The following is a 24,733-nucleotide window of genomic DNA, read 5'->3' on the forward strand; positions in this document are numbered from 1 at the left end:
CTTATGGTTGAGGCAAAGTGGCTTTACGAAATTATTCTATTCGTTTATGGATTAAGTCTACTGGGATACTTTATTGATTTTATACAACAAAACCGGAGGGTGAATAAAATCGCCTTCTGGTTACTTAGTATGGTTTGGACGCTACAAGCCGTTTTTTTATTTATACAGTTTTTTGCGGCACAAAGTTTTCCGATTGCTACATTGAAGGATAGCTTGTTTTTTTATGGGTGGATTCTTGTTACATTTTCACTACTAATTAACTGTTTGTTTAAGGTTCATTTTATCGTGTTCTTTACGAATTTGTTTGGATTTTTTATTCTACTCCTCTTTATTTTAACAAGAGCACAGGAGAGCATGCAGGATAATGGGATTAAACTCGTTAATGAGATATTAATTACCCATATAACATTAGCTATCGTATCCTATGGATTTTTTACCTTATCATTTTTATTTTCGATCATGTATATTATCCAATATCTTTTTTTGAAAAAGAAGAGAGGGTTAAAATGGATGTGGAGGTTTGGGGATTTGGAGTTACTAGATTCCTATTCGTTTCGATCTGTAACCTTTGGCGTACCAGTCTTATTAATCGGTATTATTATGGGAGTTGTTTGGGCATATACTTCGGGAGCAGAATTTTACTGGTTTGATTTAAAAACAATTGGGTCGATACTAGTACTGGTGGTTTACAGTTTATATTTGATGTTAAGGATAATTACAGGCTATACAGGAAAGGCAATTGCAAAATACAATGTTGCAGCATTTTTAATTTTACTAATTAACTTTTTTTTATTTAGTATGCTCTCTAATTTTCATTTTTGATAACGTCGAAGGAGGAAAAAATATGCGCAAGATAGTAGTTGGTTCTAGGAAAAGTAATTTAGCTTTAACTCAAACAGAATGGGTTATCGATCAATTGAAACAAGCAGGAATATCAAATGAGTTTGAGGTAAAGAAAATTGTAACGAAAGGTGATCGTATACTTGATGTTACCTTATCAAAGGTAGGCGGAAAAGGTCTATTTGTAAAAGAAATTGAGCAAGCAATGTATGACAAAGAAATCGATCTTGCCGTACACAGTATGAAAGATATGCCAGCAGTCTTACCAGATGGATTAGTTATTTCTTCGATTCCTATTCGGGAAGATCATCGTGATGCATTTATATCCAAAGGTAATGTGTTGCTTCAAGATCTTCCTGAAGGTGCAGTAGTTGGTACCAGTAGTCTAAGGCGTGGAGCACAAATCCTTGCTGAAAGACCGGATATTTCTATTAAATGGATTCGAGGAAATATTGAGACTCGCATACGGAAGCTACAAGAGGAAGATTATGATGCTATCATCTTAGCAGTTTCAGGTCTTAAACGAGTTGGATTAAGTGAAGAGCTTATCACAGAGTATTTAGAGCCAGAAGTATGTGTGCCAGCTGTAGGTCAAGGTGCATTGGCGATAGAATGTCGTGAAGATGATGAAGAGGTCCGGAATTTGTTGGCTAAGATAAATCACGAACAAACGACACGAACAGTGACTGCCGAAAGAACATTTTTACATTTATTAGAAGGTGGATGTCAAGTTCCTATTGGTGGATATGCGTATTTAGATCAAGAGGATGTTGTACTTACTGCTTTAGTGGGGACACCTGATGGAAAAACAATTCTAAAAGAGGTTGTTCGGGGCACAGACCCTGTTAAAGTAGGGGAAACGGCTGCAAACAAAATGATAAACCAAGGAGCCAAGGAAATCGTTGACCAAGTGAAAGAGGAGCTTAACAACTAATGTCTCTACCATTACATGAAAAGAAAATACTTGTAACTCGGGAGCGATCACAAGCCAAAACCCTCTCTGATAAAATATTAAAAAATGGAGGGACTCCAGTAGAGATACCTCTATTAAAAATTTCATGTAAAAAGGAAGTTAACACGGAGAATACATTAAGAAATTTATCTAACTACCGATGGATCTTTTTTACGAGTATAAATGGGGTTCAATGCTTCTTTAAGCATCTTAATAGATTAAATATTTCGGTGGAATCGTTAAAAAAAATGAAAATTGCGGTAGTTGGCAGAAAAACAGGTCAAGCACTAAACGAGTATGGTTTATCACCTGCGTTCATTCCAACAATCTATAATGCAGAAAACATGGCTGACGAGTTTCTACAAACCGTTGAACATGTGGAACCTATTTTAATAGTTCGTGGTAATCGATCTCGGAATGTTTTATTACGTAGGTTTAATCAGCTTAATATTCCTTATCAGACAATAGAAGTTTATGAAACCGCTAGTAATGTAGAGATAAGAGATCAATTAGAGCAAACCTTAAAGAAAAATGAGTTTGATTTTATTACATTTACAAGTCCATCTGCAGTTGAAGCATATATGGAAATGGCTAACCGTGGTTCTAATTATAAGAATACACTTAAGACAAATTGTGTTTGTATCGGCACAACTACGGAACAACGAGCCAATGAATTAGGTTTTGTACATACAATTACCCCTTATGAATTCACTGTAGATGGCATGATTGAATGTATGAGTAAATATTTAAGAGAGGATAATTAATATGGAACAATTGCCAAGCTTTAAACGACACCGTCGTTTAAGATCTTCGGACGCAATGCGTGCTATTGTAAGGGAAAACCATTTGCGAACAGAGGATTTTATTTATCCTATGTTTGTCATTGAAGGGAATAATATTAAGAATGAAGTACCTTCTATGCCAGGAGTTTTTCAAGTTTCCTTGGATCTCCTAAAGGATGAAGTGAAAGAAGTACATCAGTTAGGAATTAAATCAGTGATTTTCTTTGGGGTACCTTCAGAAAAGGATGAGGTTGGTTCGGGTGCATATGTCGAAGATGGTATGATCCAGCAAGCTACACGTCTTGTGAAAAAAGAATTTCCTGATATGCTTGTGGTGGCAGATACATGTTTATGTGAATATACTTCCCATGGACACTGTGGTGTTATTCATAATCACGATGTTGATAATGATGAATCTCTTACCCTATTGGCTAAGACGGCTGTCTCACAAGCCGAAGCTGGTGCAGATATTATAGCTCCATCGAATATGATGGACGGGTTTGTTGCCGTAATCCGTCAAGCTTTGGATAGAGCTGGTTATCAACATGTTCCAATTATGTCTTATGCGGTGAAGTATGCATCAGCCTTTTATGGACCCTTCCGTGATGCAGCAGATAGTACACCACAATTTGGCGACAGAAAAACGTACCAAATGGATCCTGCAAATCGTGTAGAAGCGTTACGTGAAGCAGAATCTGATGTTCAAGAGGGGGCAGACTTCTTAATTGTAAAGCCTGCTATGTCTTATTTGGATATTGTGAGAGATGTTAAGAATAATTTTAATTTACCAGTAGTGGCTTACAATGTAAGTGGTGAGTATTCCATGGTAAAAGCAGCTTCCTTAAATGGATGGATTAATGAAAAAGAACTCGTACTAGAGAAACTAACTGCTATGAAAAGAGCTGGAGCAGATTTAATCATTACTTATTTTGCAAAAGATGTTGCAAAATGGCTTAGTGAATAATAAATGTGAGGTGGTAACATGAAAAACTTTCAAAATTCTGTTGATGCGTATAAAGAAGCAGTCGATTTAATGCCTGGTGGTGTCAATTCACCTGTACGTGCATTTAAGTCGGTAGGTATGTCGCCAATATTTATGGAACAGGGGAAAGGTTCTAAAATTGTAGATATTGATGGGAACGAATATATTGATTACGTATTAAGCTGGGGACCATTAATTTTAGGACATGCTGATGAACGCGTAGTAGAAAAACTTAAAGAAACAGCTGCAAAAGGAACTAGCTTTGGTGCACCGACTATTTTAGAAAATAAACTTGCTCAGCTCGTAATTGACCGGGTCCCATCGATTGAAATGGTTCGTATGGTTAACTCAGGTACTGAAGCAACAATGAGTGCATTACGACTAGCACGAGGATATACCGGTAGAGATAAAATATTGAAATTTGAAGGTAATTATCATGGACACGGTGATTCCTTACTAATCAAGGCAGGTTCTGGAGTTGCAACTTTAGGTCTTCCTGATAGCCCTGGTGTACCAGAATCGATTGCACGAAATACGATTACTGTTCCTTACAATGACGTAGAGAGTGTTCGTTATGCCTTTGAAAATTTTGGTGATGATTTAGCCGCGGTTATTGTAGAACCTGTATCTGGAAACATGGGAGTAGTTCCACCACAAGGTAACTTCCTACAAGAATTGCGAAATCTAACGGAAGAAAATGGCACGGTTCTAATTTTTGATGAGGTAATGACAGGGTTTAGAGTAGGTTATAACTGTGCACAAGGCCATTTTGGCGTAACACCAGATTTAACTTGTCTCGGAAAAGTAATTGGTGGTGGTTTACCAGTAGGTGCATATGGTGGTAAACGAGAAATAATGGAAAAGGTAGCACCAGTAGGTTCTATCTACCAAGCGGGTACCTTATCTGGCAATCCTTTAGCAATGACTGCCGGTTATGAGACTTTAAATGCTTTGTCGGAATCTTCCTATGATGATATTAATCAAAAAGTAGAGAGATTAATGGAAGGTTTTAGACAGGCTGCAGAAGAATTTAGTATTCCACTACAGATTAATCGGGCAGGGTCGATGGTTGGTGTATTCTTCACAGATGAACCGGTTATAAACTATGAAACCGCACAAAATTCAAACCTAGATTATTTTGCTCAATATTACCGTGCGATGATTGAAGAGGGAGTTTTCTTACCACCTTCTCAATTTGAGGGGCTATTTCTATCAACCGCACATTCAGATGAAGACATTACAAAAACAATTGAAGCAGTTAAAAAGGCTTTTGCAAAAATTAATAAATAGAAATTATTACTGAGCTACTCCCTAATGAGTAGCTCAGATTCTTTTTTAAGGCTTAATTTGCATCGTTTATTACAATTTACATAAACTGCGAAGTATCTTAGTATGAAAAAAGTCGTGAAATTTGAGATTAAATATACTGCACCAAATCTCGCTCCAGAAATACACTTCGCTTTCCGCGGGCGGCTGGTGAGCCTCCTCGAACTCCGTTCTGCGGGGTCTCACCGATGCCTTTCCTCCCGCAGGACAAGGAACGCTACGTCAGCGACACATCGCACGCAGAAAAAGTGGTTTTCTTTTTCAAGGAGTCTACGTGTATTTCTTGCGCTAGAATAGTGCATTGAGACCTTCATAACATGTGTTCCCTAAAATAACTTTCTATACCATGGGAAGAACCCACTAAGTGTTGAAATCAATGGCTAACACCATTCCATAATTAGAAAATCGCCACTAGCGGAGGCAGAATATGAAGACTCCTCGAAAATATAAACCAATTTTCTTCGTGCGATGCAATGCTGCCGTAGCTTTCCTTGTCCTGTGGGAACAGTACGTGTCCGAAGACCCCGGAAGAAGTGGTTTTCTTCTGAGGAGGCTGAGGCCGTGCCCACGGAAAGCGAAGTATTCTGACGGAGCGGTTTTGTAGCACTCTCAATTCAATAAGATTAAGAGAAAAAAACGTGTTAAAGTTACTGCACATTTTACATCAATTACGAATTAGCATTCTTTTATTCCCAAAAAGCAAATTTTATACTCATATTCACTTTCTATGTAAAATTCCCCCTGTGAAGCATATCCTTTTACATGCATTCATATAGATAATTAAGAGATATAAGTATATGGATTTATGCTGAAGGGAGGAAGCCACTTGTCAAACGATCAATCCGTGTTTAGCTTTGAGTTGAACGAGTCTCTTTATTTTGAAAGAGGACAGGAAGTTGGAGAAATAATGGGGATATCATTAGAACCAGAAATTTCTATACAGCCATTCAATGAGTATATATCAATACGCGGTGTAGTTGAGTTGCAAGGGTCTTATTTAAAAACGGAAAATACTACTGAAGAAAACGAGGATGCTCATTTTACAGATGTCTATCATTCCAAGCGTTATATGGAACGAGTAGTGGATACGGAGCATGATAGTGCAGAATTTATGCACCGTTTTCCAGTAGAGATTTCAGTACCATCGTACCGAGTAGAAGACTTAGATGATGTATCTGTCATGATCACTTCTTTCGATTATGAATTACCGGACCCTCATCAATTACAATTAATGTCTACTATTGAAATTCACGGTATTAATGACCAATTAGAAGAAGCCAGGGATGTAGAAAGATCTGTAAAGGAATCTGTTAACAACCAAGAAGAACAAAAGGCGAGCGAAGAGGATACATTTCAATTTGAAATAAGAAAACAAAAGGAAGAATTAGAACAAGAAGATCTACCTAGCACGCAAGATGATAAAGAAGAATCAAATGAAATCGGTCGTTGGAAATATAAGCAGACGCAAACTTTCTCTGAATTCTTTCAAAATGAAAATGATGATGATAACTCACCTGATGATGATGATGCAGATTCACCTGAATTCTCTCCAGAACATCTTGATTACAATGAGTCACCAAGTCTATATGAAAGTAACGAGATTGGAAGAGAGAGCAGTGAAAGTAGTAGTGAGAGTAGTTCAAAACAAAAAGCTGATTTGCGTTATCTATCTGATATGTTTCGGAATGAAGAGGAAAGCTATGCTAAGATGAGGCTTTGTATCGTGCAAGAGAAAGACACACTTGAAACTATCGCAGAACGATATGACACGACGTCAATGCATATTGTAAAACAAAATCGATTATCAGATGATAGTATCGCAGAAGGACAGTTATTGTATATCCCCTATAGGAAACAAGATTAACAATATGTAATACCCCTTGCCTAAGTATAGCCAAGGGGTATCTAAATTTGGTATTAAATTTTGGTGGTGATAATAGGGTGGAAACCGTTCGAAATGTCCTACAGTCATATGGAGTTTACCCTGTCGAAATAGAGTCCATAACAAATCGTTTATATAAAATTACCGATATGAACCATTATCAATATGCTTTAAAAAAGAGTCAACTTACACAAGAAACTGTTGCATTTTGGGAACAAGTACTTCATATAGCAAATGAGAATAAATTACCGTCTATCGTACCTGTTTATTTAACAAGACAAGGTAATTTCTATCATGAATTAGAGGGTCAGCTTTTTTATTTAACACCCTGGTTTGAAGAAGTAGATGATAGCTTGGTTACGGAAAAATTATATCAAGCGATAGGTCATATACATCACAGCACGAAAAAAGTCCAACCTATTTCTACAGAATCAATTATATCTTCATTTCATCGATATAAACAGGAGTTGGAAACAGTTCAATCAACTCATTTATCCTATGTCGAACAGTTTGAACAAAAAAGATATATGTCCCCGTTTGAGTTATTAGTTTGTACGCAGTACCAAATCTTAGAAAAAGTATTTTTCAAGTTGAATTGGCGTCTCGAGCAATTAATCGTTGAATTGACCGATACAGAATCTTGGAGTGTGAGTCTCTGTCATGGAGACCTATGCTCGGAGCATGTTATTCAAGCGAATCAAATCCTTTTTTTAAATTGGGAAAAGGCATACGTTGATAATGCGATTTTTGATTTAGTAACGTTCTATAAGGCAAAAGTTGTTCCTTATGATGTATCAGTAGATAATTTAATCGATAGTTTTGTTACGTACACCAAGGAAAATGAATTACAGAAAAGTGAATTGTTTTTATTGGCTATCTACTTGATGGACCCTGCAGAATACATGGAGCTAATCCAAGTTTATCAGGAGAATCCGAATGTATCCATGATGGAACAAGTAAAACATTTACAGCAAGCTAACAGGAGATTAGTCTTTGCATTACAATTCTCTGATTATGTGGAATCAGAGTACGAAAGTTTGGACCTTGATGAATTTGAAAGCTAAATCCATTTTAAGTAAAAACTAATAAATAATCCAGCTAAGAAAATGGACAACAATACATCAAAGCTAGTTGGAAGAATAATGGTACGAATTAATTGAAAGATGAATAACGGTAACGTGCAATTTTCAATTACTATAATGGTATTTCTACACCACGGTGGAAGACGATAACGATAGTATCTAGCCATGTAATCACCCCTTAAAAAGTACTCACCTTTTTTTATTCCTTTAATACTATATGTATGCATATAGTGAATTTGTGCAATTCTTAATATAATAGTTGATTTTATGAAAGAAATTGGCTACAATATATTAATAATTATCCGATATTCAAAATTAAATGCTGTGAGAGGGAAGAGTACAAAATGTATCACCTTTAGAGAGGGAAACCGTGAGCTGAAAGTTTCCTAGGATGATGTTTTGGAAGGTCGCCCTTGATGCTGCTTCTTTGAAATAATAGTAGGAGAAGGCCGGTTACTTGCCGTTATCAAGAATGAGTGTACAGGATCATGTTTCCTGTAAACAAAGGTGGTACCACGGAAATATACCCTTTTCGTCCTTTTTTAGGATGAAAAGGGTTTTTTTAATATATTTTTAGGAGGGGCAAATTATGAATGAAAAGGAAACATCGTTACCGTCCAAATACGATCCACAAGCAGTTGAAAAGGATCGATACAAATTTTGGATAGATGGCAAGTTTTTTGAAGCTACAGGAGACCCAGATAAGGAGCCGTTTTCTATAGTAATCCCACCACCAAATGTAACTGGTAGGTTGCATCTAGGTCATGCTTGGGATACGGCAATGCAGGATACAATTTCTCGTATGAAGCGAATGCAAGGGTATGATGTATTATGGCTACCTGGAATGGATCATGCTGGAATAGCAACTCAGGCGAAAGTTGAAGCAAAATTGAAGGAACAAGGTAAGAGTCGTTATGATTTAGGACGAGACAAATTTCTGGAAAAATCCTGGGAATGGAAAGAAGAGTATGCAGATTTCATTCGTGCTCAATGGGAAAAATTAGGGCTTGGCGTAGATTACTCGCGTGAACGTTTCACATTAGATGAGGGGCTGTCTGATGCTGTAAAAGAAGTATTTATTACACTTTATGAAAAAGGGTTAATTTATCGTGGGGAGTATATAATCAACTGGGATCCAAAAACAAAAACAGCCTTGTCCGATATAGAGGTACTATATGAAGAAGTGCAAGGTAAGTTTTATCACATGAAATACCCCATTAAAGATAGTGATGAAACTATTGAGATTGCTACAACCAGACCAGAAACGATGTTAGGTGATACAGCTATTGCAGTTCATCCTAATGATGAACGTTACAAGGATCTAATTGGAAAAACAGTTGTATTACCAATAGTAGGACGGGAAATTGAAATCGTTGCGGATGATTATGTTGATATGGAGTTTGGTTCGGGAGCGGTTAAAATCACCCCAGCCCATGATCCGAATGATTTTGAAATTGGTAATCGTCATAACTTACAACGTGTATTGGTAATGCATGAAGATGGAACAATGAATGCAAATGCTGGTAAATACGAAGGGCTAGATCGTTTTGAATGCCGTAAACAAATTGTTAAAGATCTTCAAGAACAAGGCGTATTATTCAATATAGAGGATCATACACATCAAGTTGGACATTCCGAACGTAGCGGAGCAGTTGTAGAACCATATTTATCGACACAATGGTTTGTAAAAATGCAACCACTAGCAGATGAAGTAGTAGGTATGCAAGATACGGATGAAAAAGTCAATTTCTATCCACCACGCTTTGAGCGAACTTATCTGAACTGGATGGATAATATCCGTGATTGGTGTATTTCTCGTCAATTATGGTGGGGACATCGAATCCCAGCGTGGTATCACAAGGAAACAAAAGAAATTTATGTTGGTAAGGAAGCACCAGCTGACCTAGAAAACTGGGAGCAGGATGAGGATGTATTAGACACATGGTTCTCCAGTGCACTATGGCCATTTTCGACGATGGGCTGGCCAAATGAAGAAGTGGAAGACTATAAGCGTTATTTCCCAACAGATGTGTTGGTGACTGGATATGATATCATTTTTTTCTGGGTAGCTCGAATGATTTTTCAATCTAAAGAGTTTACTGGTAAAAGACCTTTTAAGGATGTATTAATGCATGGTTTAATCCGTGATTCAGATGGTCGTAAAATGAGTAAATCACTGGGTAACGGTGTGGATCCGATGGATGTCATAGACAAATATGGTGCCGATTCATTACGTTATTTCTTGTTAACTGGCTCAACACCTGGTCAAGATTTACGTTTTTATTGGGAAAAAGTAGAGTCAACTTGGAACTTTGCCAATAAAGTTTGGAACGCTTCTCGTTTTTCATTGATGAACATGGAAGGGTTCAGCTATGAGGATATTGATCTGACTGGAGAAAAATCGCTCGCCGATAAGTGGATATTAACACGATTAAATGAAACGATTGATCATGTTACGAAAAACACAAATAAATATGAATTTGGTGAAGCGGGGCGTCATTTATACAATTTTATTTGGGATGAATTATGTGATTGGTATATTGAAATGGCTAAGTTACCATTATATGGTGAGGATGAGGAACAAAAGAAAACGACTCGTTCTGTATTGGCTTATGTGCTTGATCAAACCATGCGCTTATTACACCCATTCATGCCATTTATTACCGAGGAAATATGGCAGAAGCTGCCACATCAAGGAGAATCAATTACAGTAGCAAAATGGCCAGAAATTAGAAGTGAGTTCCACGATGAGAAAGCTGCTACTGAAATGGATCGCCTGGTGTCTATTATCAAATCAGTACGAAATATACGTTCCGAAGTAGACACACCTATGTCTAAACAAGTAAGCTTGTTAATTCAGACCGAAAATGATGATATAGCAGCTGAACTTGAGAGTAATCGTGCATACTTGGAACGCTTCTGTAACCCAGATGAGTTATCTATCAGTACGAAAGTGGATGTACCTGCAAAAGCAATGTCTGCCGTTATTACTGGTGCTGAGATATTCTTACCACTCGAAGGGTTGATCGATTTTGATAAAGAAATAGAGCGATTAGAGAAAGAGTTTGACAAATGGACAAAAGAAGTAGAACGAGTTCAGAAAAAGTTAGCCAATCAAGGGTTTGTTAGTAAGGCACCACAAGCTGTTGTTGATGAAGAGAAACGTAAAGAACAAGATTATCTTGAAAAGCAAAGCAAAGTGAAAGCACGCTTAAATGAATTGAAATCAAGATAAAAAGAGCGGGAGATTACCTTAATGGTATTTCCCGCTTATTTCTTTTTTAATATGACGTGTATATTGTTCAAGTATGTTTATATTACTAACAGCGCTTAAAGTCCGAGAACCTACTATATCTTCAATTTCATTAAAAAGTAAACTGCCATCTGGATTAATCAGAAAATCAATTCCTACCATTCCGAAATCAAAGTGATGAATAATTTTATTAATCAGCTTGGTCTCCTCTTTATTTAGCGCATACCATTTAGCAGAGCCACCGAGTTTAAAATTTGCTCGAAAGTCAGTTTTGCTTTCGCGAAGAACGGCACCTATAATTTCTTTTCCTACAACAAATACCCGTATATCTTTTCCTAATTGAACTTGGCATCTCTGGACGATTACATCATGTGAAACAAGCTTTGATCTACACTGTACCCATTGTTCTTTATTTTCTACAAGATATACTTGGTTTCCACCTCTACCAGTTGCTTCTTTTATAACAAATGGAAATGGCAATGGTGCTTTAGAAGTGAAATTCTTTTTGTTGAAAAAATATGTATCGACCATTGGAATACGAAGTTTACTGACTTCAAGGTGGGTTAATGCTTTATGGTTACAAATTTCCGCCGTTTTTGCTGAATTATAAACTTGAACTCCCATCTCTTCTAGTTGTAAATTCAATAATGGTTCTACTGTACGAACTACGGCATAAGTAGGTAATTCTATATCAGTGTGATTAACGAATAACCGTTGTTCATCATTGATGATCCCAATACTTATTTCTTCTCGTAATATTAATTCTAAGGTTAAGCCTTGGTTCAGAGCTTCATGAATGAACCATTTTATATATGCTTCATTATCCAATGCATCCTGTTTACTATAAATTAACCATCCATCGTAATTCATCTTTACTATCCTCACTTAATAGATTCTAGAATATAATCAATGATAAAGTCTGCTACATTAATTCCTGTACAATCCAAGAGATTACGGATATGAGCATTTGAATTAATTTCACAAATTAATGGTTGATCATTTTGTCCAAACAATAGATCAACACCTGCAAAATCAGCTCCAATAACTTTAGTTGCTTGAATAGCAAGTTCTTTCTCCAGGTCGGTAGGATCGTAGGCTTCCATTGAACCTCCGACTGTTACATTAGCTCTAAAATCATTCGTTGTAATTCTTTTCATAGCAGCTACAACTCGATTTCCTACTACTTGGATACGTAAATCTCTACCAAAACTAGATGAAATAAATTCTTGAAACATAAATGCTTTTCCTTGTAATTCTGTTACTTTTTCCTGTAATTCCTCTTTGTTTTGGATTAAATAGACTTGCTCTCCAAAAGAGCCAAAGGATTCTTTTACAATCATTGGTAAGCCTAATTTCGCTATAATTGTATCAAGATCAGGATAAGAAGGTTCATTTTGATTTCGGAAGAATACCTTTGGCGAAATAATGGTTTTAGGAATCGGTAGTCGATGCATAGCAAGTTGCTGATAGGTAGCAATTTTATCATCACTAGTTTCGATTGCCTTTGCACGATTGAAAACGGGTATTCCTAATAACGCTAGTTGTTTTGCTAAATAAAGATCTTTATCCGTAAATACGACATAATCTGGTAGATTCATTTTATCTTTTGTTAAAATATGTATCTCGTCCGAACCAAGAAGTGTTAGAAGTTCATTGTTTTTATAAATTACTGTATCACTATTTTTGCGGGTTGCAGCTGCTTGTAGCATCTGGGCAAAGTCTAAAAATTTATTACTTGGTAGGTTACCGTTGTATATTATCCATCCAGTTTTATTCAAGTTGCCGATTTCCTTTCTATATATGCTATAATTTTTTTAATTCTTATAAAGTTGGTGTAAGACTATGTTTACTAATATTAATCAAGTAGAAGCTTTTTTTCAAAGTAGATATAAACTCGGAATTAAACCTGGCTTAGAGCGTATGGATCAATTATTACGTATGCAGGGAAATCCTGAGAATGGCATGGAAGCTATCCATATTGCCGGTACGAATGGAAAAGGTTCAACAATTCAGTATATAAAGAATGCTTTAATAGCAAGTGGATATCGTGTCGGTGTTTTTACCTCTCCAAGTCTCGAAGGGCGAAATGGACATATCATTGATAATGACCAAGTAATCTCCGAGAAAGCATTTATTTCATTACTTAATCAATTATATCCATCCATTAAGCAATTGGATCATAAAAATTTGCATCCATCTGAATTTGAAATTTTAACCGTATTAGCATTTATGTATTTTTCTAATTCAGTGGATATTGCACTAATTGAAGCCGGAATGGGCGGGAGGGAAGACACGACCAACTGCTTTACCCCCATCTTGTCCATTATAACAAATGTATCTAAAGATCATACGGCTTTTTTAGGAAATACTATCGAACAAATTACCTACCATAAAGCAGGAATTATAAAACAAAATGTGCCTGTAATTATAGGGAACGTAAGCGATCAAAGCTTCAACATTATCAAGAATGAAGCAGCACACAATAATGCTTCTATTTACCAATTGAATAAACACTTTTTTTATCGAGATAGAGAAATTAAAGAAAACGCACAATATTATATTTGGATAGACGAAAATAACCAGCAATTATCGGTAGTTCTTCATATGGAAGGAATGCATCAAGTGCAAAATGCTTCTATGGCAATTATGGCATTAAAGTTACTATCAACTACAAAATTTGTTATTAATTGGAATGATGCACTCGAAGCAATTAAAACGACAAAAGTACCTGGTAGATTTGAAACGATTTATAGTGACCCTACCATCATTATTGATGGGGCACACAATCTTGCAGGTATTGAATCTTTTCTACATACTGTTTCCTATCATGAACGGAAAAAGAAGAAGCATTTAATATTTGCTGGTTTTAAAGATAAGGATCTAGAGCAAATGATCGATCAATGTATCCCTTACTTTGATTCAATTACAATAACATCCTTTGACCATCCAAGAGCAGCATCTATTCTTGAACTACAAAAAGTAATAGAATCCTCGAAAATTATAAAAGAACCCAACTGGGAGGCATTAATGGAAAATATATTAGATCAAAACGGGGGAATTTATTATATAACAGGATCATTACATTTTATAGCAAAGGTTAGAAAATATTTTGAAACTTATTAGTTCTATATGGTATAGTTAATTTATCAGAAAGTTTTTAATAAATGAGAAAAAAGTCACATTTTGTAGAATTATTACCATCAGAAAATAGTATAAAAGGGATGGAGCTAATAAGATGATACCTAAGTGGAAGATCAAACTGGTTTGGTTAATTACATTGGTAGCCTGGCCATTTATATTATGGCTCTCATTAAATAATTACTATATAAATATAGAAGGAAATTGGATTGATATATTGCTCTTTGCGGTTTTTATGTGTGTCGTTGCTTTTTTTCCGTTAATAATTCAGGATGCTCCTATTTTTTTTGTTAACGGTATTAGTATTGCTGTATTTTTATCATTTGGCCTTTTTGCGGAAATAATACTTACATTAATTGCATTAATTATTGTATTGTTTAAATCGGGATTAAAACAAAAGGAATCATATCGTGTTCCACTAAATGTGCTTATGTTTGCTTTCGTTTCAATTATAAGTGCAGGAATATATCAATTCATTGGTGGAAACCATAGTATGATTATTTATGGAAACACTTCTGAAATTATCGCTATATTTGGTTATGCCATTTCAATCTTTGTGGTTAATCAGGTATTGATTAAAATTGTGCAAAGAGTACTTAGAGGACAAAAGACAAAATTCCTTGATAAAGGTTTATGGTGGGAATTAACATCTTCTTTATTAATTATCCCTGTTGGATTTGTATTGTATTTGCTATACTCGGAGATTGGCACGGCTGCTATCTTTTATTTATGTATTCCGTTTATTAGTATATCTATAATATTGAGGCTTTTATATTCTTATCAGGAAGTTAACCGCTATCTGAAGCGTACTGGAGAAGTCGGCCATAAATTAGCACAAAACCTAGAAGTTGCGGAAGTTTATAATGTATTTATGCGAGAGTTGGTACAATTACTACCGCTGAATTATGCATATGTTTACCAAAAGGTGGATGAGAGTAAATTAAAGTTAGTGCGATTTGAAGATGTTCATGGCCAATCAGAGCAAACATTTAATAAAGTTGGGTTACATGAAGGATTTAGTGGGAAAGTGTTTGCAACAAAGGAATCATTATTATTTAAAAGTTCGCGGGAATGGACTCATATTCAATCTCCGAATATACCCATTCAGACGGAAAGTGTTTTATCATTACCAATAGAGTATGGTGATGAAACGGTTGGAGTAGTGACTATCGTTTCATCGGAGAAAAGAACGTATGAGAAAATTCATCATCGAATATTAAATATATTAACAAGTTATCTTGGAGTAGCTATCAAAAATGCAAAGCACTATGAATTGACAAAAGCGGATAGTGAAAAAGATGGATTAACGAAATTATACAATTATCGCTACTTAGAGAACACGCTAACAAACTATTTTAATGATCAACGAAATATAAATAATAACTGTTCCGTCCTTATAATGGACTTAGATCATTTTAAAGATATTAATGATAGGTATGGTCATGAATCAGGTAATGAAATTTTACGAGACTTAGCAAGCAGACTAAAGAATTATATTGGAACTAAAGGTCTCGTTGCGAGATATGGTGGTGAAGAGTTTACGGTACTTCTACCAAACACGGACCTATCCAATGCAGTTGAGTTTGCCGAGTTAATACGAGCAGAAATAGAAGAAAATACGTTTACTTTAACAAAGCATATTTTGCATACTCAAGAATCTGTTGACATTTCGGTTACTGTAAGTATTGGTGTAGCAAACTATCCATTGCACTGTGACACACCTATTGAATTAATTCGGTATGCTGACCGTGCGATGTATATAGGAGCAAAACGTAAAGGAAGAAATAAAGTCGCTATTTATAATAGTTACAACGATAAGGCAGTATTGTAATTATCTAAGGGATCGCTCTTTTCTGATCGCTTACGAGCAACATTAGACGTAGTGGAGGTTGCAAAGCACATTACTGGGGAAATTCACGAAGACTCAATAGGGACAGGGGGACAGGAGGACAGGAGACAGTCCTAGATCCCACAATTCGAACTACCACTTTTCTAGGTAGTTCTTTTTGTATTTTTTGTAGAAAGAAAAAATAATAGAATGACAATTTTCGCCTTACTTTTTATTTGGTCTGTGCTAGAGTTGAGTAAATCGATTCTAGCTAAGTGAGGGCGATTCTGCGATGAGTATAAAAAAACCGATTGTTGTAAAGATAGATCAAAAAAGAGTAGCATTTAAGCAACATAAGCTTGCTGATTCCTATTCATCCAAAGCCACAAGTCACGAACAAGCAGCTACTACGGAAAACTCAAATCAAGAAATTCAACCGTATACGAGAGAGTATCCGGAACATACACTTCCTTCTTCATATAAAAATAAAAAAACACAATTTCGTAATGTAAGGCCGATAGTTATTGCTGCTGTTTCTGCAGTGGTTATAGGGAGTATTTTAGGGGTCATTCTATTAAATATGTTTGTCAATATCGATGAATTGACGAGTAACGGTAATTCTAATCAAGTTGGCTCAATAGGTACAGTTGATACCAATGATCAGGACGATCAATCAGAATCAAATGATAAGGGGAATAGTAGTGAGGGATCATTAAAAACACTTCCTGCGATGAATGCATTTGTCCTACAAGGTGGAGTGTTTTCAGAGGAGACAAATGCAAGTGATGAAGCTAATCGATTCGAGCAGGAGGGATATACGCCGGTTATTTGGGAACAAGATGAGCAATTTTATTTACTAGTTGGATTGTCGGATTCGAAGGAGCACGCGAAGTCACTTGCTGAAACACTTGATAGTCATAATTTAGAGGTATTTGTAAAAGACTGGACAAGCCCTGAACTAGAGCTAGACTTGTCTGAGGAAGAACGTGAATGGTTTCAGTCTGTACAAGAACAATGGCAAAAATCATTAGCTTCTATAAGTGAACAGGAATCTATGGTTTTACATGATTGGGAGTCGATATTAGAAACGCACCCACAAGGATCAGATAAGGTTGATTCGTTCATACAATCATCTGAACCGATCTTAAGTAATCTACAAGAAGCAAATAATACGGAATCTCAAACCTTATTGCTGAAGATGTGGAAAGCGTTAAATAAACTAGGAGAATAGTATCACATAGTGACAGGTATAGTAAAATACCTGTTTTTCTACTTTTATATGTTGATTCGGATTGAAAAACGTTTTTTCTTATATAGAAATATTAGATTTTATTAATGCTGAATCCTTCAAATTACTTTTTTCCATAGTTGTGCAAAAAAAATAATTAAGCTATTCTCAAATTAACTTTGATAAAGGAGGTTTGAGTATGAGTACATCAAACATTATGATAAAAGATGTGCCAAAGGAAGATCGGCCAAGGGAACGTTTGTTAAAGCTTGGCGCCAATCATCTTTCTAATCAAGAAATATTAGCGATATTATTAGGAAGCGGAACGAAAGAAGAGTCAGTAATGACGCTTGCAAATCGAGTGTTAATGCATTTTGAAGGGCTGAATTTATTAAAAGATGCAACGATTGAAGAATTAACTGCCATAAAGGGAATTGGCAGTGCGAGGGGTGTATTGATTCTATCTGCGATTGAAATTGGAAAACGGATGAACCAATATAAACCAAATGAACGCTATGTTATTCGGTCACCAGAAGATGGGGCGGATTATATAATGGAAGAGATGCGTAGTTTGAAACAGGAACATTTTGTTGTGCTATTCCTAAATACGAAAAACCAAATCATACATCGACAAACTATCTTTATCGGGAGTTTAAACGCCTCGATTGTCCACCCAAGAGAAGTGTATCGTGAAGCAGTTAAGCGATCAGCTGCATCCATTATTGTCGCTCATAATCATCCCTCTGGAGATCCTACCCCGTCGCAAGAAGATATCCTCGTTACGAGAAGACTAGTTGATTCTGGAAAAATGATCGGTATTGAATTACTGGATCATTTAGTTATTGGTGATCGCAAATTTGTATCTTTAAAAGAAAAAGGATATTTATAGTACTATCTATTTTCACGTTTTTTTCGTATAATTATATAGACAGCTAAAAAATGGCGCCATTTTTCATGTAGTGAAAGTGGCGCTTCTTAAGATTCATTAGCTTTTTCAGTTGTTTTACATAATATCCACAGATTATTTTTTTGTAATAGGAATCTCATTGCATCACATAAAATAAATAGATATAGTAAAGCTACAGATATAGAAAATTGAATAGTTATTGGAAAGGGAGATTTTTTTGGGAAGATTCAGTTTTTCACAAGATTTAGGAATTGATTTAGGTACTGCAAATACACTTGTATTTATTAAGGGTAAAGGTGTTGTCTTACGAGAGCCTTCCGTGGTTGCGAAAAATATAGAGACTGGAGAGGTTGAAGCTGTAGGTAGCTCAGCTAAAAACATGATTGGAAGAACACCAGGAAATATTACAGTCATCCGACCGATGAAGGATGGGGTTATTGCTGATTATGATACTACAGCAATAATGATGAAATACTATATTAAGAAAGCGATGCGAAGCAGATCCATGTTTGCCAAAAAACCGAATGTGATGGTTTGTGTACCGTCTGGCATTACGATGGTTGAAGAGCGTGCAGTTATTGATGCATCGAAACAGGCAGGAGCAAGGGATGCTTTTCCTATTGCAGAACCATTCGCAGCAGCTATTGGAGCTGGTTTACCTGTCTGGGAACCAACTGGAAGTATGATCATAGATATTGGCGGAGGTACGACAGAAGTAGCGGTCATTTCATTAGGAGGTATTGTTACTAGCATGTCCATTCGTACTGCTGGTGATGATATGGATGAAGCAATCATACATTATATTCGAAAAAATTATAATCTAATGATTGGAGAAAGGACGGCAGAATCCATTAAAATAGATATAGGGTCTGCTGGAGAAGTGACTAATGATGAAGAAATGGATATACGTGGACGAGATTTATTGACAGGTTTACCGAAGACAATATCCATTACGGCAAAAGAAATTGCAGAAGCATTACAAGATACAGTAGATGCCGTTGTCGAAGCTGTTAAAAATACGCTGGAGAAAACACCACCAGAATTATCCGCAGATATTATGGATCGTGGTATTGTTTTGTCTGGCGGTGGTTCTTTATTAAAGAATCTAGACAATGTCATAAGTGAAGAAACGAAAATGCCTGTGTTTGTAACTGATAATCCACTCGATAGTGTTGCAATCGGTACTGGGAAATCATTAGATTATATACAGCATTTTCGTGCAAATCCAAATGTATCTAGTCGGCCAACTGTAGAATAAGTAGGTGTTTTGATGACGTTTTTTCGAAAAAAAAGATTATTTTTATTATTAATAGGAATTATTGTTCTTGTTGCTCTAATTGGTTATTCGTTAAGGGATAGAGATAATTTAACTACTGCTGAACAGTTTATTAACGACACAGTTGGATGGGCACAAAGAGTAATTCATGCGCCTATAAATTATATCTCTAATGTTTTCACTAATATCGATGATATCAAAAATACTTATAGTGAAAATCAATTATTACGTGAAAAGTTAGCACAATACAAGAGTCTCATATATGAAGTACAGGAAATAAAAGAAGAAAACGAGGAGTTGCGTGAAATAATTGATAAGCAGGATTCCATTCGAGACTTTCATTCGATTCATGCTACTGTTACCTCAAGATCTCCTGAAAGATGGGTTGAACAAGTAACAATTAATAAAGGAACGCAAGCAGGAGTTAAAGAAAATATGGCGGTTATCACAGCAGATGGGATGATTGGAAAAATTCAAAGTACGTCTCCATATACTGCAACCGTCCAACTTTTATCTGGATTTGACCAGTTTAATCGTATATCAGCTACCATTTCTCGAAAAGAAGGAAAAGATATTTTCGGTTTGATTGAAGAGTATGATAAAGAAACTGATTCTTTATTGTTTCGGATCATTGATGAATCCGACCAAGATTTAGAAGGTGGAGAATTAGTTGTTTCCTCTGGTATGGGAGGCGTTTTCCCAGCGGGATTAGAAATTGGAAAAGTAAAAGAAGTTATCCCGGATCAGTATGGCTTAACACGAACAGCGTTAATAGAGCCTGCTGCAGATTTATATGATATTAATAATGTTATCGTAGTGGATCGTAAACTACCTGGTAATGAGGAGGAAGAGTAATGAAGCGATTGTTTCTTCCTCTCATCTTATTTGTTTTTTTGGTATTTGAAGGTGTTGCTATTGAATTATTACCTGAAAGCCTAGTTGGAAGTAGCCTCTTAATCATTCCACATTGGGTATTAATTACTTTAATATATATAACCATTTTTTATGATCTAAAAGACACGTATCATTCTATCGTCTACGCATTAGTTTTTGGGTTATTAATTGATATTGTATATACAGGAGTTTTAGGTGTGTACATGTTTACGTACGCTATTGTAACCTATATTATTCATAGCTTGATGAAATTATTGCATAGTAATTTCTATGCCACGATTTTAGCTGGAACACTTGCAATTGCTTTTGCGGATATGGCTATATATGTTATCTATCTGGTAGTTGGGATCACTGCATTACCATGGAATGATTATCTCATGATTCGATTAATACCAACCGTGTTAGCGAATCAAATGTTTCTTCTACTTCTTTATCCCCTGATTGCAAAGCGACTTTCGATATGGAAACAACAACAACTCAGTGGAAATAGTTAAACATTTTATATTTTTTCATGCGGTAATTGCAAACTTACTTGAGAATGAAACATATATAATGATAAGGTTATACTTAACGAGGTGAACGTATTGCATGACTTAAAGCAACTAATAACAATTAAGGGTACGAGAGATGGATTAACGTTATTTATAGATGATACGTGTTCTTTTGATGAGGCTGTTAACGAGCTTCGTGAAAAGTTGCTCGCAAACCAACCGAAACAAAAAGAACCACGTGTATCGGTAACGATTAAATTAGGGAATCGTTTTTTAAGTGATGATCAAAAAGAGTCTCTCCATAATTTGATAAGAGATGAAAATCGTTTTATCATACAAGGTATTGAATCTGAAGTAATTACTAAAAATGAGGCACTAGCTTTTATGGAAGATAGTGAAGTAAAAACGGTAAATCGTATTGTTCGCTCTGGACAAGTACTAGAGGTGACAGGTGACTTACTATTAATTGGGGATGTTAACCCAGGTGGAACAGTAGTTTCAACCGGGAATATATACATAATGGGTCATTTGCATGGAATCGCTCATGCAGGAGTAAATGGTGATCGGAATACAATTATTGCTGCTTCATACATGAATCCTAGTCAACTTCGAATAGCAGATTATATTAGCCGAGCTCCAGATTATGAATCAGATGGCGTTTATATGGAATGTGGTCTAATTGATGAAGAACAAGATAAAATTATTATTGATCGACTACAAGTTCTAGCACAAAAACAAAAATCTATAAATAGATTCGAAAGGAGAATAAAAAATGGGTGAAGCAATCGTCATTACTTCTGGAAAAGGCGGAGTTGGAAAGACAACCACAACAGCAAATATTGGTACTGCATTAGCGTTAATGGAGAAAAAAGTATGTTTAATCGATACTGATATTGGACTTAGGAACTTGGATGTTGTTATGGGATTAGAAAATAGAATTATTTATGACATAGTAGACGTTATTCAAGAGCGTTGTAAATTAAAGCAAGCATTAATAAAAGATAAGCGTTTCGATTATTTGTCACTTCTACCAGCTGCGCAAACAAGTGATAAATCTGCAGTAACACCAGATGGTATGAAAAAGATTATTAAAGAATTAAAACAAGAATATGATTATATTATTATAGATTGTCCAGCTGGTATTGAACAAGGGTATCAAAATGCTGTTGCAGGTGCAGACCGTGCAATTGTTGTAACAACACCTGAGAAATCTAGTGTTAGGGATGCAGACCGAATTATTGGATTACTAGAAAAAGAGGATTTAGACCCACCTAATTTAGTAGTTAATAGAATTAGAAATCATATGGTAAAAAATGGCGATATGCTAGATATAGATGAAATCGTCCAAATCCTCTCCATTAATCTTATTGGGATTGTCCTAGATGATGATGAAGTTATTAAAGCATCCAATCATGGGGAACCTATTGCGTTTCAACCTAAGTCAAAAGCATCTATTGCTTACCGTAATATAGCTCGTCGAATATTAGGTGAAACTGTGCCACTACAATCGTTAGAAGATGAATCTGGTATGTTTAAAAAAGTGAAACGATTCTTCGGTATGAGGAGTCAGTGAATACATTAAAAAATATGAAATGGTTAATAAATCCCATTTCATCTTTTTTAATGGTGCTTTCTTCTTAGTTTGCTACAAAGTATACATATACTATGCATTAACAGCACAGCAACGTGATTTCCGCTTCGGGCAGTCGCTTTCCGCGGGCACGGCTTCAGCCTCCTCGCGGAAAACCACCGCTGCGGGGTCTTCAGACACGTGCTGTTCCCGCAGGAGTCGACTGCCCTACGCTCCAATCAATGAATACAGGACCGATCCTAGCAAAGGAAATACACGGAGATTCCTTGAAAAAGAAAACCACTTTTTCTGCGTGCGATGTGTCGCTAACGTAGCGTTCCTTGGGACTGCGATTACTCGCCCCACCGAAAACCTTTGTCCTGCGGGAGGAAAGGCATCGGTGAGACCCCACAGTGCGTAGCACGAGGAGGCTCACCAGCCGCCCGCGGAAAGCGAAGTGTATTTCCGAAGCGATGTTGCGAGCGTTATATTAATTCACAATTCGTAGTCAGAGCAATTTTTTATATGATACTGCACAGTTTAATCAATTACTCATAAAAATACATACTTAGAAAAAGCACCAGGTTTCTAGAAAACAACCTTTTAATCGTCTAGCTACTATCATATCTTTAATCATTCTTTCATACACTTGTACAAAAGATGATGAAGGAATGAGATAATATGAACAAAGGAGTAAATCAGGTTAGAAAATCAATTACTGAACGTAAAAAAAAGCGAGGTATTACTTCAAATTCTCAAGGGATATCGACAAAGCAAGTAATCCCTTTACCTCAAGACGAAGAAAAACATGGATACTATCCTAGCTTCTTTGATGGTTCAGGCGATGGTAAGCCAAAAAGTAGATTTATCTCAGGTTTTATCTTAAAAGGTATTCTTTCTGTGATGCTGTTTTTTGGGATTGCTCTAATGTGGGAAACAGACTCAGATATACTACATCAACCAAAAGAATGGACAAGCAGTATGTTAACCGAAGAGTTTCCTTTTGCTAATGTATATAAATGGTATCAAGATACGTTTGGTAGTCCATTAGCATTTTCACCTTCACCGAGTGATACAACGGAAGGAAGTGAGGCATTAGCCTATCCGGTAAATGGTAGCGTAACAGAAACTTTTCAAGCCAATGGAAAAGGTATCATGATTGCACCTGAGAAAACAACTAATGTATCTGCATTACGTGAGGGGATCGTGATTTTTTCAGGTAATGATCGCGTGATGAATAAAACGGTTGTAGTTCAACATGCAGATGGAAGCAAATCAACATACGGCTATTTAAGTAATATAGATGTTCATTTATATCAATATATAGCAGCAAATCAAAGAATTGGACAGTTCTCCCCATCAACAGAAAGTGAGACCGTATATTTTTCAATTGAAAAAGATAATGAGTATATCGACCCTGTTCAGGTGATTAAAGTTGATGACAATTCATAAGCATTTGCCTCCGATTCATTTACATCCAATTCTTTTAATTTTTATCGTCATTGCATTTTTAACAGGTACATTTGTGGAGTTAATGATTATTTTATTGATTGTATTATGGCACGAATTAGGTCATTATATAGCTGCAAAAGCCTTTAAATGGCGAATTCAAAGTATTATTCTATGGGTTTTCGGTGGTAAAATGGTTACAGATGAGCATGGAAATAAATCAATCTATGAGGAAGCCGTAGTTACAATTGCTGGTCCATTTCAACATGTGTTAATTTATTTGCTTGTGTCAATATTGTCTATTTATCATGTAATTCCACCGTTTTTTATAGAAACGATCATATTTTATAACACGGTTATCCTTATTTTTAATCTATTACCAATTTGGCCATTAGATGGTGGAAAGTTGTTATTCTTATTATTAACATTATTTTTTCCATATCGAAAAGCATATCATACTATAATTATGTTCTCTATGATTACCTGTATAGGTCTAATTATTGGACAGTTTCTATTTTATCCATTTACATTAAGTACGTTTTTAATTTTGCTATTTTTGTTTATGGAGAACAAAACAGAGTGGAAACAACGGTATTATGTTTTCATGCGCTTTTTACTACATAGGTATGAAGGAAGCTCTACTATTAAAAGCGTTCGTGCTATTGAAGTATCACATCATGTATCCTTAATGGATGTATTCGCACAATTTCAAAGGGATAAAAAGCATTCTATTTATATTTCGCTACCTGGAAAAAATCGAATAGCATTAGATGAAAATGATTGTTTACATAGTTATTTTTATGATAAACAATATTCGAAAACAATTGGTGAAGTTGCAGTAAAGATATAGGAA

Annotated in this window: 22 protein-coding genes and 1 other annotated feature; of the genes, 19 read left to right on the forward strand and 3 right to left on the reverse strand. The window is 35.8% G+C overall.

Features of this window, described 5'->3' with window-relative positions; all coding sequences use genetic code 11:
• The first annotated feature begins 3 nt into the window (after positions 1–3).
• The 7 genes from ccsA to ACFSTA_RS11395 all read left to right on the forward strand — a co-directional run bounded on the left by ccsA (position 4) and on the right by ACFSTA_RS11395 (position 7,828).
• Entirely contained in the window at positions 4–822 is an 819-nt protein-coding gene (ccsA, locus tag ACFSTA_RS11365) for a cytochrome c biogenesis protein CcsA (protein WP_377556817.1), read from the forward strand.
• A 22-nt stretch (positions 823–844) separates the two neighbouring features.
• The gene (hemC, locus tag ACFSTA_RS11370) at positions 845–1,774 is read left to right on the forward strand and encodes a hydroxymethylbilane synthase (protein WP_377556818.1); all 930 of its coding nucleotides are present in this window, start codon (positions 845–847) and stop codon (positions 1,772–1,774) included.
• Positions 1,774–2,556 (forward strand): uroporphyrinogen-III synthase, encoded by a 783-nt coding sequence (locus tag ACFSTA_RS11375; RefSeq protein ID WP_377556819.1) that lies wholly within the window; start codon positions 1,774–1,776, stop codon positions 2,554–2,556. The genes hemC and ACFSTA_RS11375 overlap by 1 nt, the downstream gene beginning before the upstream one ends.
• Position 2,557: 1 nt before the next feature.
• The gene (gene hemB / locus ACFSTA_RS11380; protein WP_377556820.1) at positions 2,558–3,538 is read left to right on the forward strand and encodes a porphobilinogen synthase; all 981 of its coding nucleotides are present in this window, start codon (positions 2,558–2,560) and stop codon (positions 3,536–3,538) included.
• Between the two features lie 18 nt (positions 3,539–3,556).
• Positions 3,557–4,846: a glutamate-1-semialdehyde 2,1-aminomutase gene (gene hemL / locus ACFSTA_RS11385; RefSeq protein ID WP_377556821.1), complete on the forward strand. Its 1,290-nt coding sequence runs from the start codon at positions 3,557–3,559 to the stop codon at positions 4,844–4,846.
• Positions 4,847–5,708: 862 nt separating this feature from the next.
• Positions 5,709–6,746: a stage VI sporulation protein D gene (gene spoVID / locus ACFSTA_RS11390; RefSeq protein WP_377556822.1), complete on the forward strand. Its 1,038-nt coding sequence runs from the start codon at positions 5,709–5,711 to the stop codon at positions 6,744–6,746.
• 47 nt (positions 6,747–6,793) lie between these two features.
• Complete coding sequence (locus ACFSTA_RS11395; protein ID WP_377556823.1) at positions 6,794–7,828, forward strand: phosphotransferase; 1,035 nt, start codon at positions 6,794–6,796, stop codon at positions 7,826–7,828.
• On the opposite strand, the gene ACFSTA_RS11400 is transcribed toward ACFSTA_RS11395, so the two are convergent.
• Complete coding sequence (locus ACFSTA_RS11400; RefSeq protein WP_377556824.1) at positions 7,825–8,013, reverse strand: hypothetical protein; 189 nt, start codon at positions 8,011–8,013, stop codon at positions 7,825–7,827. The genes ACFSTA_RS11395 and ACFSTA_RS11400 overlap by 4 nt on opposite strands.
• A 148-nt stretch (positions 8,014–8,161) precedes the next feature.
• Positions 8,162–8,389, forward strand: a binding site (T-box leader).
• A 46-nt stretch (positions 8,390–8,435) separates the two neighbouring features.
• Between ACFSTA_RS11400 and ACFSTA_RS11405 the strand changes: the two genes are divergently transcribed.
• Positions 8,436–11,081 carry a valine--tRNA ligase gene (locus ACFSTA_RS11405; RefSeq protein WP_377556825.1) on the forward strand — a complete coding sequence of 882 codons (2,646 nt, stop codon included), beginning with the start codon at positions 8,436–8,438 and terminating at the stop codon, positions 11,079–11,081.
• Positions 11,082–11,099: 18 nt separating this feature from the next.
• Here the strand turns inward: ACFSTA_RS11405 and ACFSTA_RS11410 are convergent, their stop codons facing one another.
• Complete coding sequence (locus ACFSTA_RS11410; RefSeq protein ID WP_377556826.1) at positions 11,100–11,969, reverse strand: ATP-grasp domain-containing protein; 870 nt, start codon at positions 11,967–11,969, stop codon at positions 11,100–11,102.
• A gap of 11 nt (positions 11,970–11,980) precedes the next feature.
• Complete coding sequence (locus ACFSTA_RS11415) at positions 11,981–12,877, reverse strand: ATP-grasp domain-containing protein (protein ID WP_377556827.1); 897 nt, start codon at positions 12,875–12,877, stop codon at positions 11,981–11,983.
• A 64-nt stretch (positions 12,878–12,941) separates the two neighbouring features.
• On the opposite strand from ACFSTA_RS11415, the gene ACFSTA_RS11420 reads away from it, so the two are divergent.
• The 11 genes from ACFSTA_RS11420 to ACFSTA_RS11470 all read left to right on the forward strand — a co-directional run bounded on the left by ACFSTA_RS11420 (position 12,942) and on the right by ACFSTA_RS11470 (position 24,730).
• A complete protein-coding gene (locus ACFSTA_RS11420; protein WP_377556828.1) occupies positions 12,942–14,222 on the forward strand; it encodes a bifunctional folylpolyglutamate synthase/dihydrofolate synthase in 1,281 nt (426 codons plus the stop codon).
• Between the two features lie 112 nt (positions 14,223–14,334).
• A complete protein-coding gene (locus ACFSTA_RS11425) occupies positions 14,335–16,068 on the forward strand; it encodes a sensor domain-containing diguanylate cyclase (protein WP_377556829.1) in 1,734 nt (577 codons plus the stop codon).
• 289 nt (positions 16,069–16,357) lie between these two features.
• Positions 16,358–17,296 carry an SPOR domain-containing protein gene (locus tag ACFSTA_RS11430; RefSeq protein ID WP_377556830.1) on the forward strand — a complete coding sequence of 313 codons (939 nt, stop codon included), beginning with the start codon at positions 16,358–16,360 and terminating at the stop codon, positions 17,294–17,296.
• 196 nt (positions 17,297–17,492) lie between these two features.
• Positions 17,493–18,182, forward strand: a complete 690-nt coding sequence (gene radC, locus ACFSTA_RS11435; RefSeq protein WP_377556831.1) for a RadC family protein — start codon at positions 17,493–17,495, stop codon at positions 18,180–18,182.
• Between the two features lie 235 nt (positions 18,183–18,417).
• Positions 18,418–19,458, forward strand: coding sequence for a rod shape-determining protein (locus ACFSTA_RS11440; protein ID WP_377556832.1), 1,041 nt, complete (start codon positions 18,418–18,420; stop codon positions 19,456–19,458).
• A gap of 12 nt (positions 19,459–19,470) precedes the next feature.
• Complete coding sequence (gene mreC / locus ACFSTA_RS11445; RefSeq protein WP_377556833.1) at positions 19,471–20,331, forward strand: rod shape-determining protein MreC; 861 nt, start codon at positions 19,471–19,473, stop codon at positions 20,329–20,331.
• Complete coding sequence (gene mreD / locus ACFSTA_RS11450; protein WP_377556834.1) at positions 20,331–20,864, forward strand: rod shape-determining protein MreD; 534 nt, start codon at positions 20,331–20,333, stop codon at positions 20,862–20,864. The genes mreC and mreD overlap by 1 nt, the downstream gene beginning before the upstream one ends.
• A 90-nt stretch (positions 20,865–20,954) precedes the next feature.
• Positions 20,955–21,641, forward strand: a complete 687-nt coding sequence (gene minC, locus ACFSTA_RS11455; RefSeq protein WP_377556835.1) for a septum site-determining protein MinC — start codon at positions 20,955–20,957, stop codon at positions 21,639–21,641.
• Entirely contained in the window at positions 21,634–22,434 is an 801-nt protein-coding gene (minD, locus tag ACFSTA_RS11460) for a septum site-determining protein MinD (RefSeq protein WP_377556836.1), read from the forward strand. Before minC ends, minD begins: the two co-directional genes overlap by 8 nt.
• A 678-nt stretch (positions 22,435–23,112) precedes the next feature.
• Positions 23,113–23,883 carry a peptidoglycan DD-metalloendopeptidase family protein gene (locus tag ACFSTA_RS11465; RefSeq protein WP_377556837.1) on the forward strand — a complete coding sequence of 257 codons (771 nt, stop codon included), beginning with the start codon at positions 23,113–23,115 and terminating at the stop codon, positions 23,881–23,883.
• A complete protein-coding gene (locus ACFSTA_RS11470; protein WP_377556838.1) occupies positions 23,870–24,730 on the forward strand; it encodes a site-2 protease family protein in 861 nt (286 codons plus the stop codon). The genes ACFSTA_RS11465 and ACFSTA_RS11470 overlap by 14 nt, the downstream gene beginning before the upstream one ends.
• The last annotated feature ends 3 nt before the right edge of the window (positions 24,731–24,733 follow it).

The sequence above is a fragment of the Ornithinibacillus salinisoli genome, from assembly GCF_042684965.1.
GTDB lineage: Bacteria > Bacillota > Bacilli > Bacillales > Amphibacillaceae > Ornithinibacillus > Ornithinibacillus salinisoli.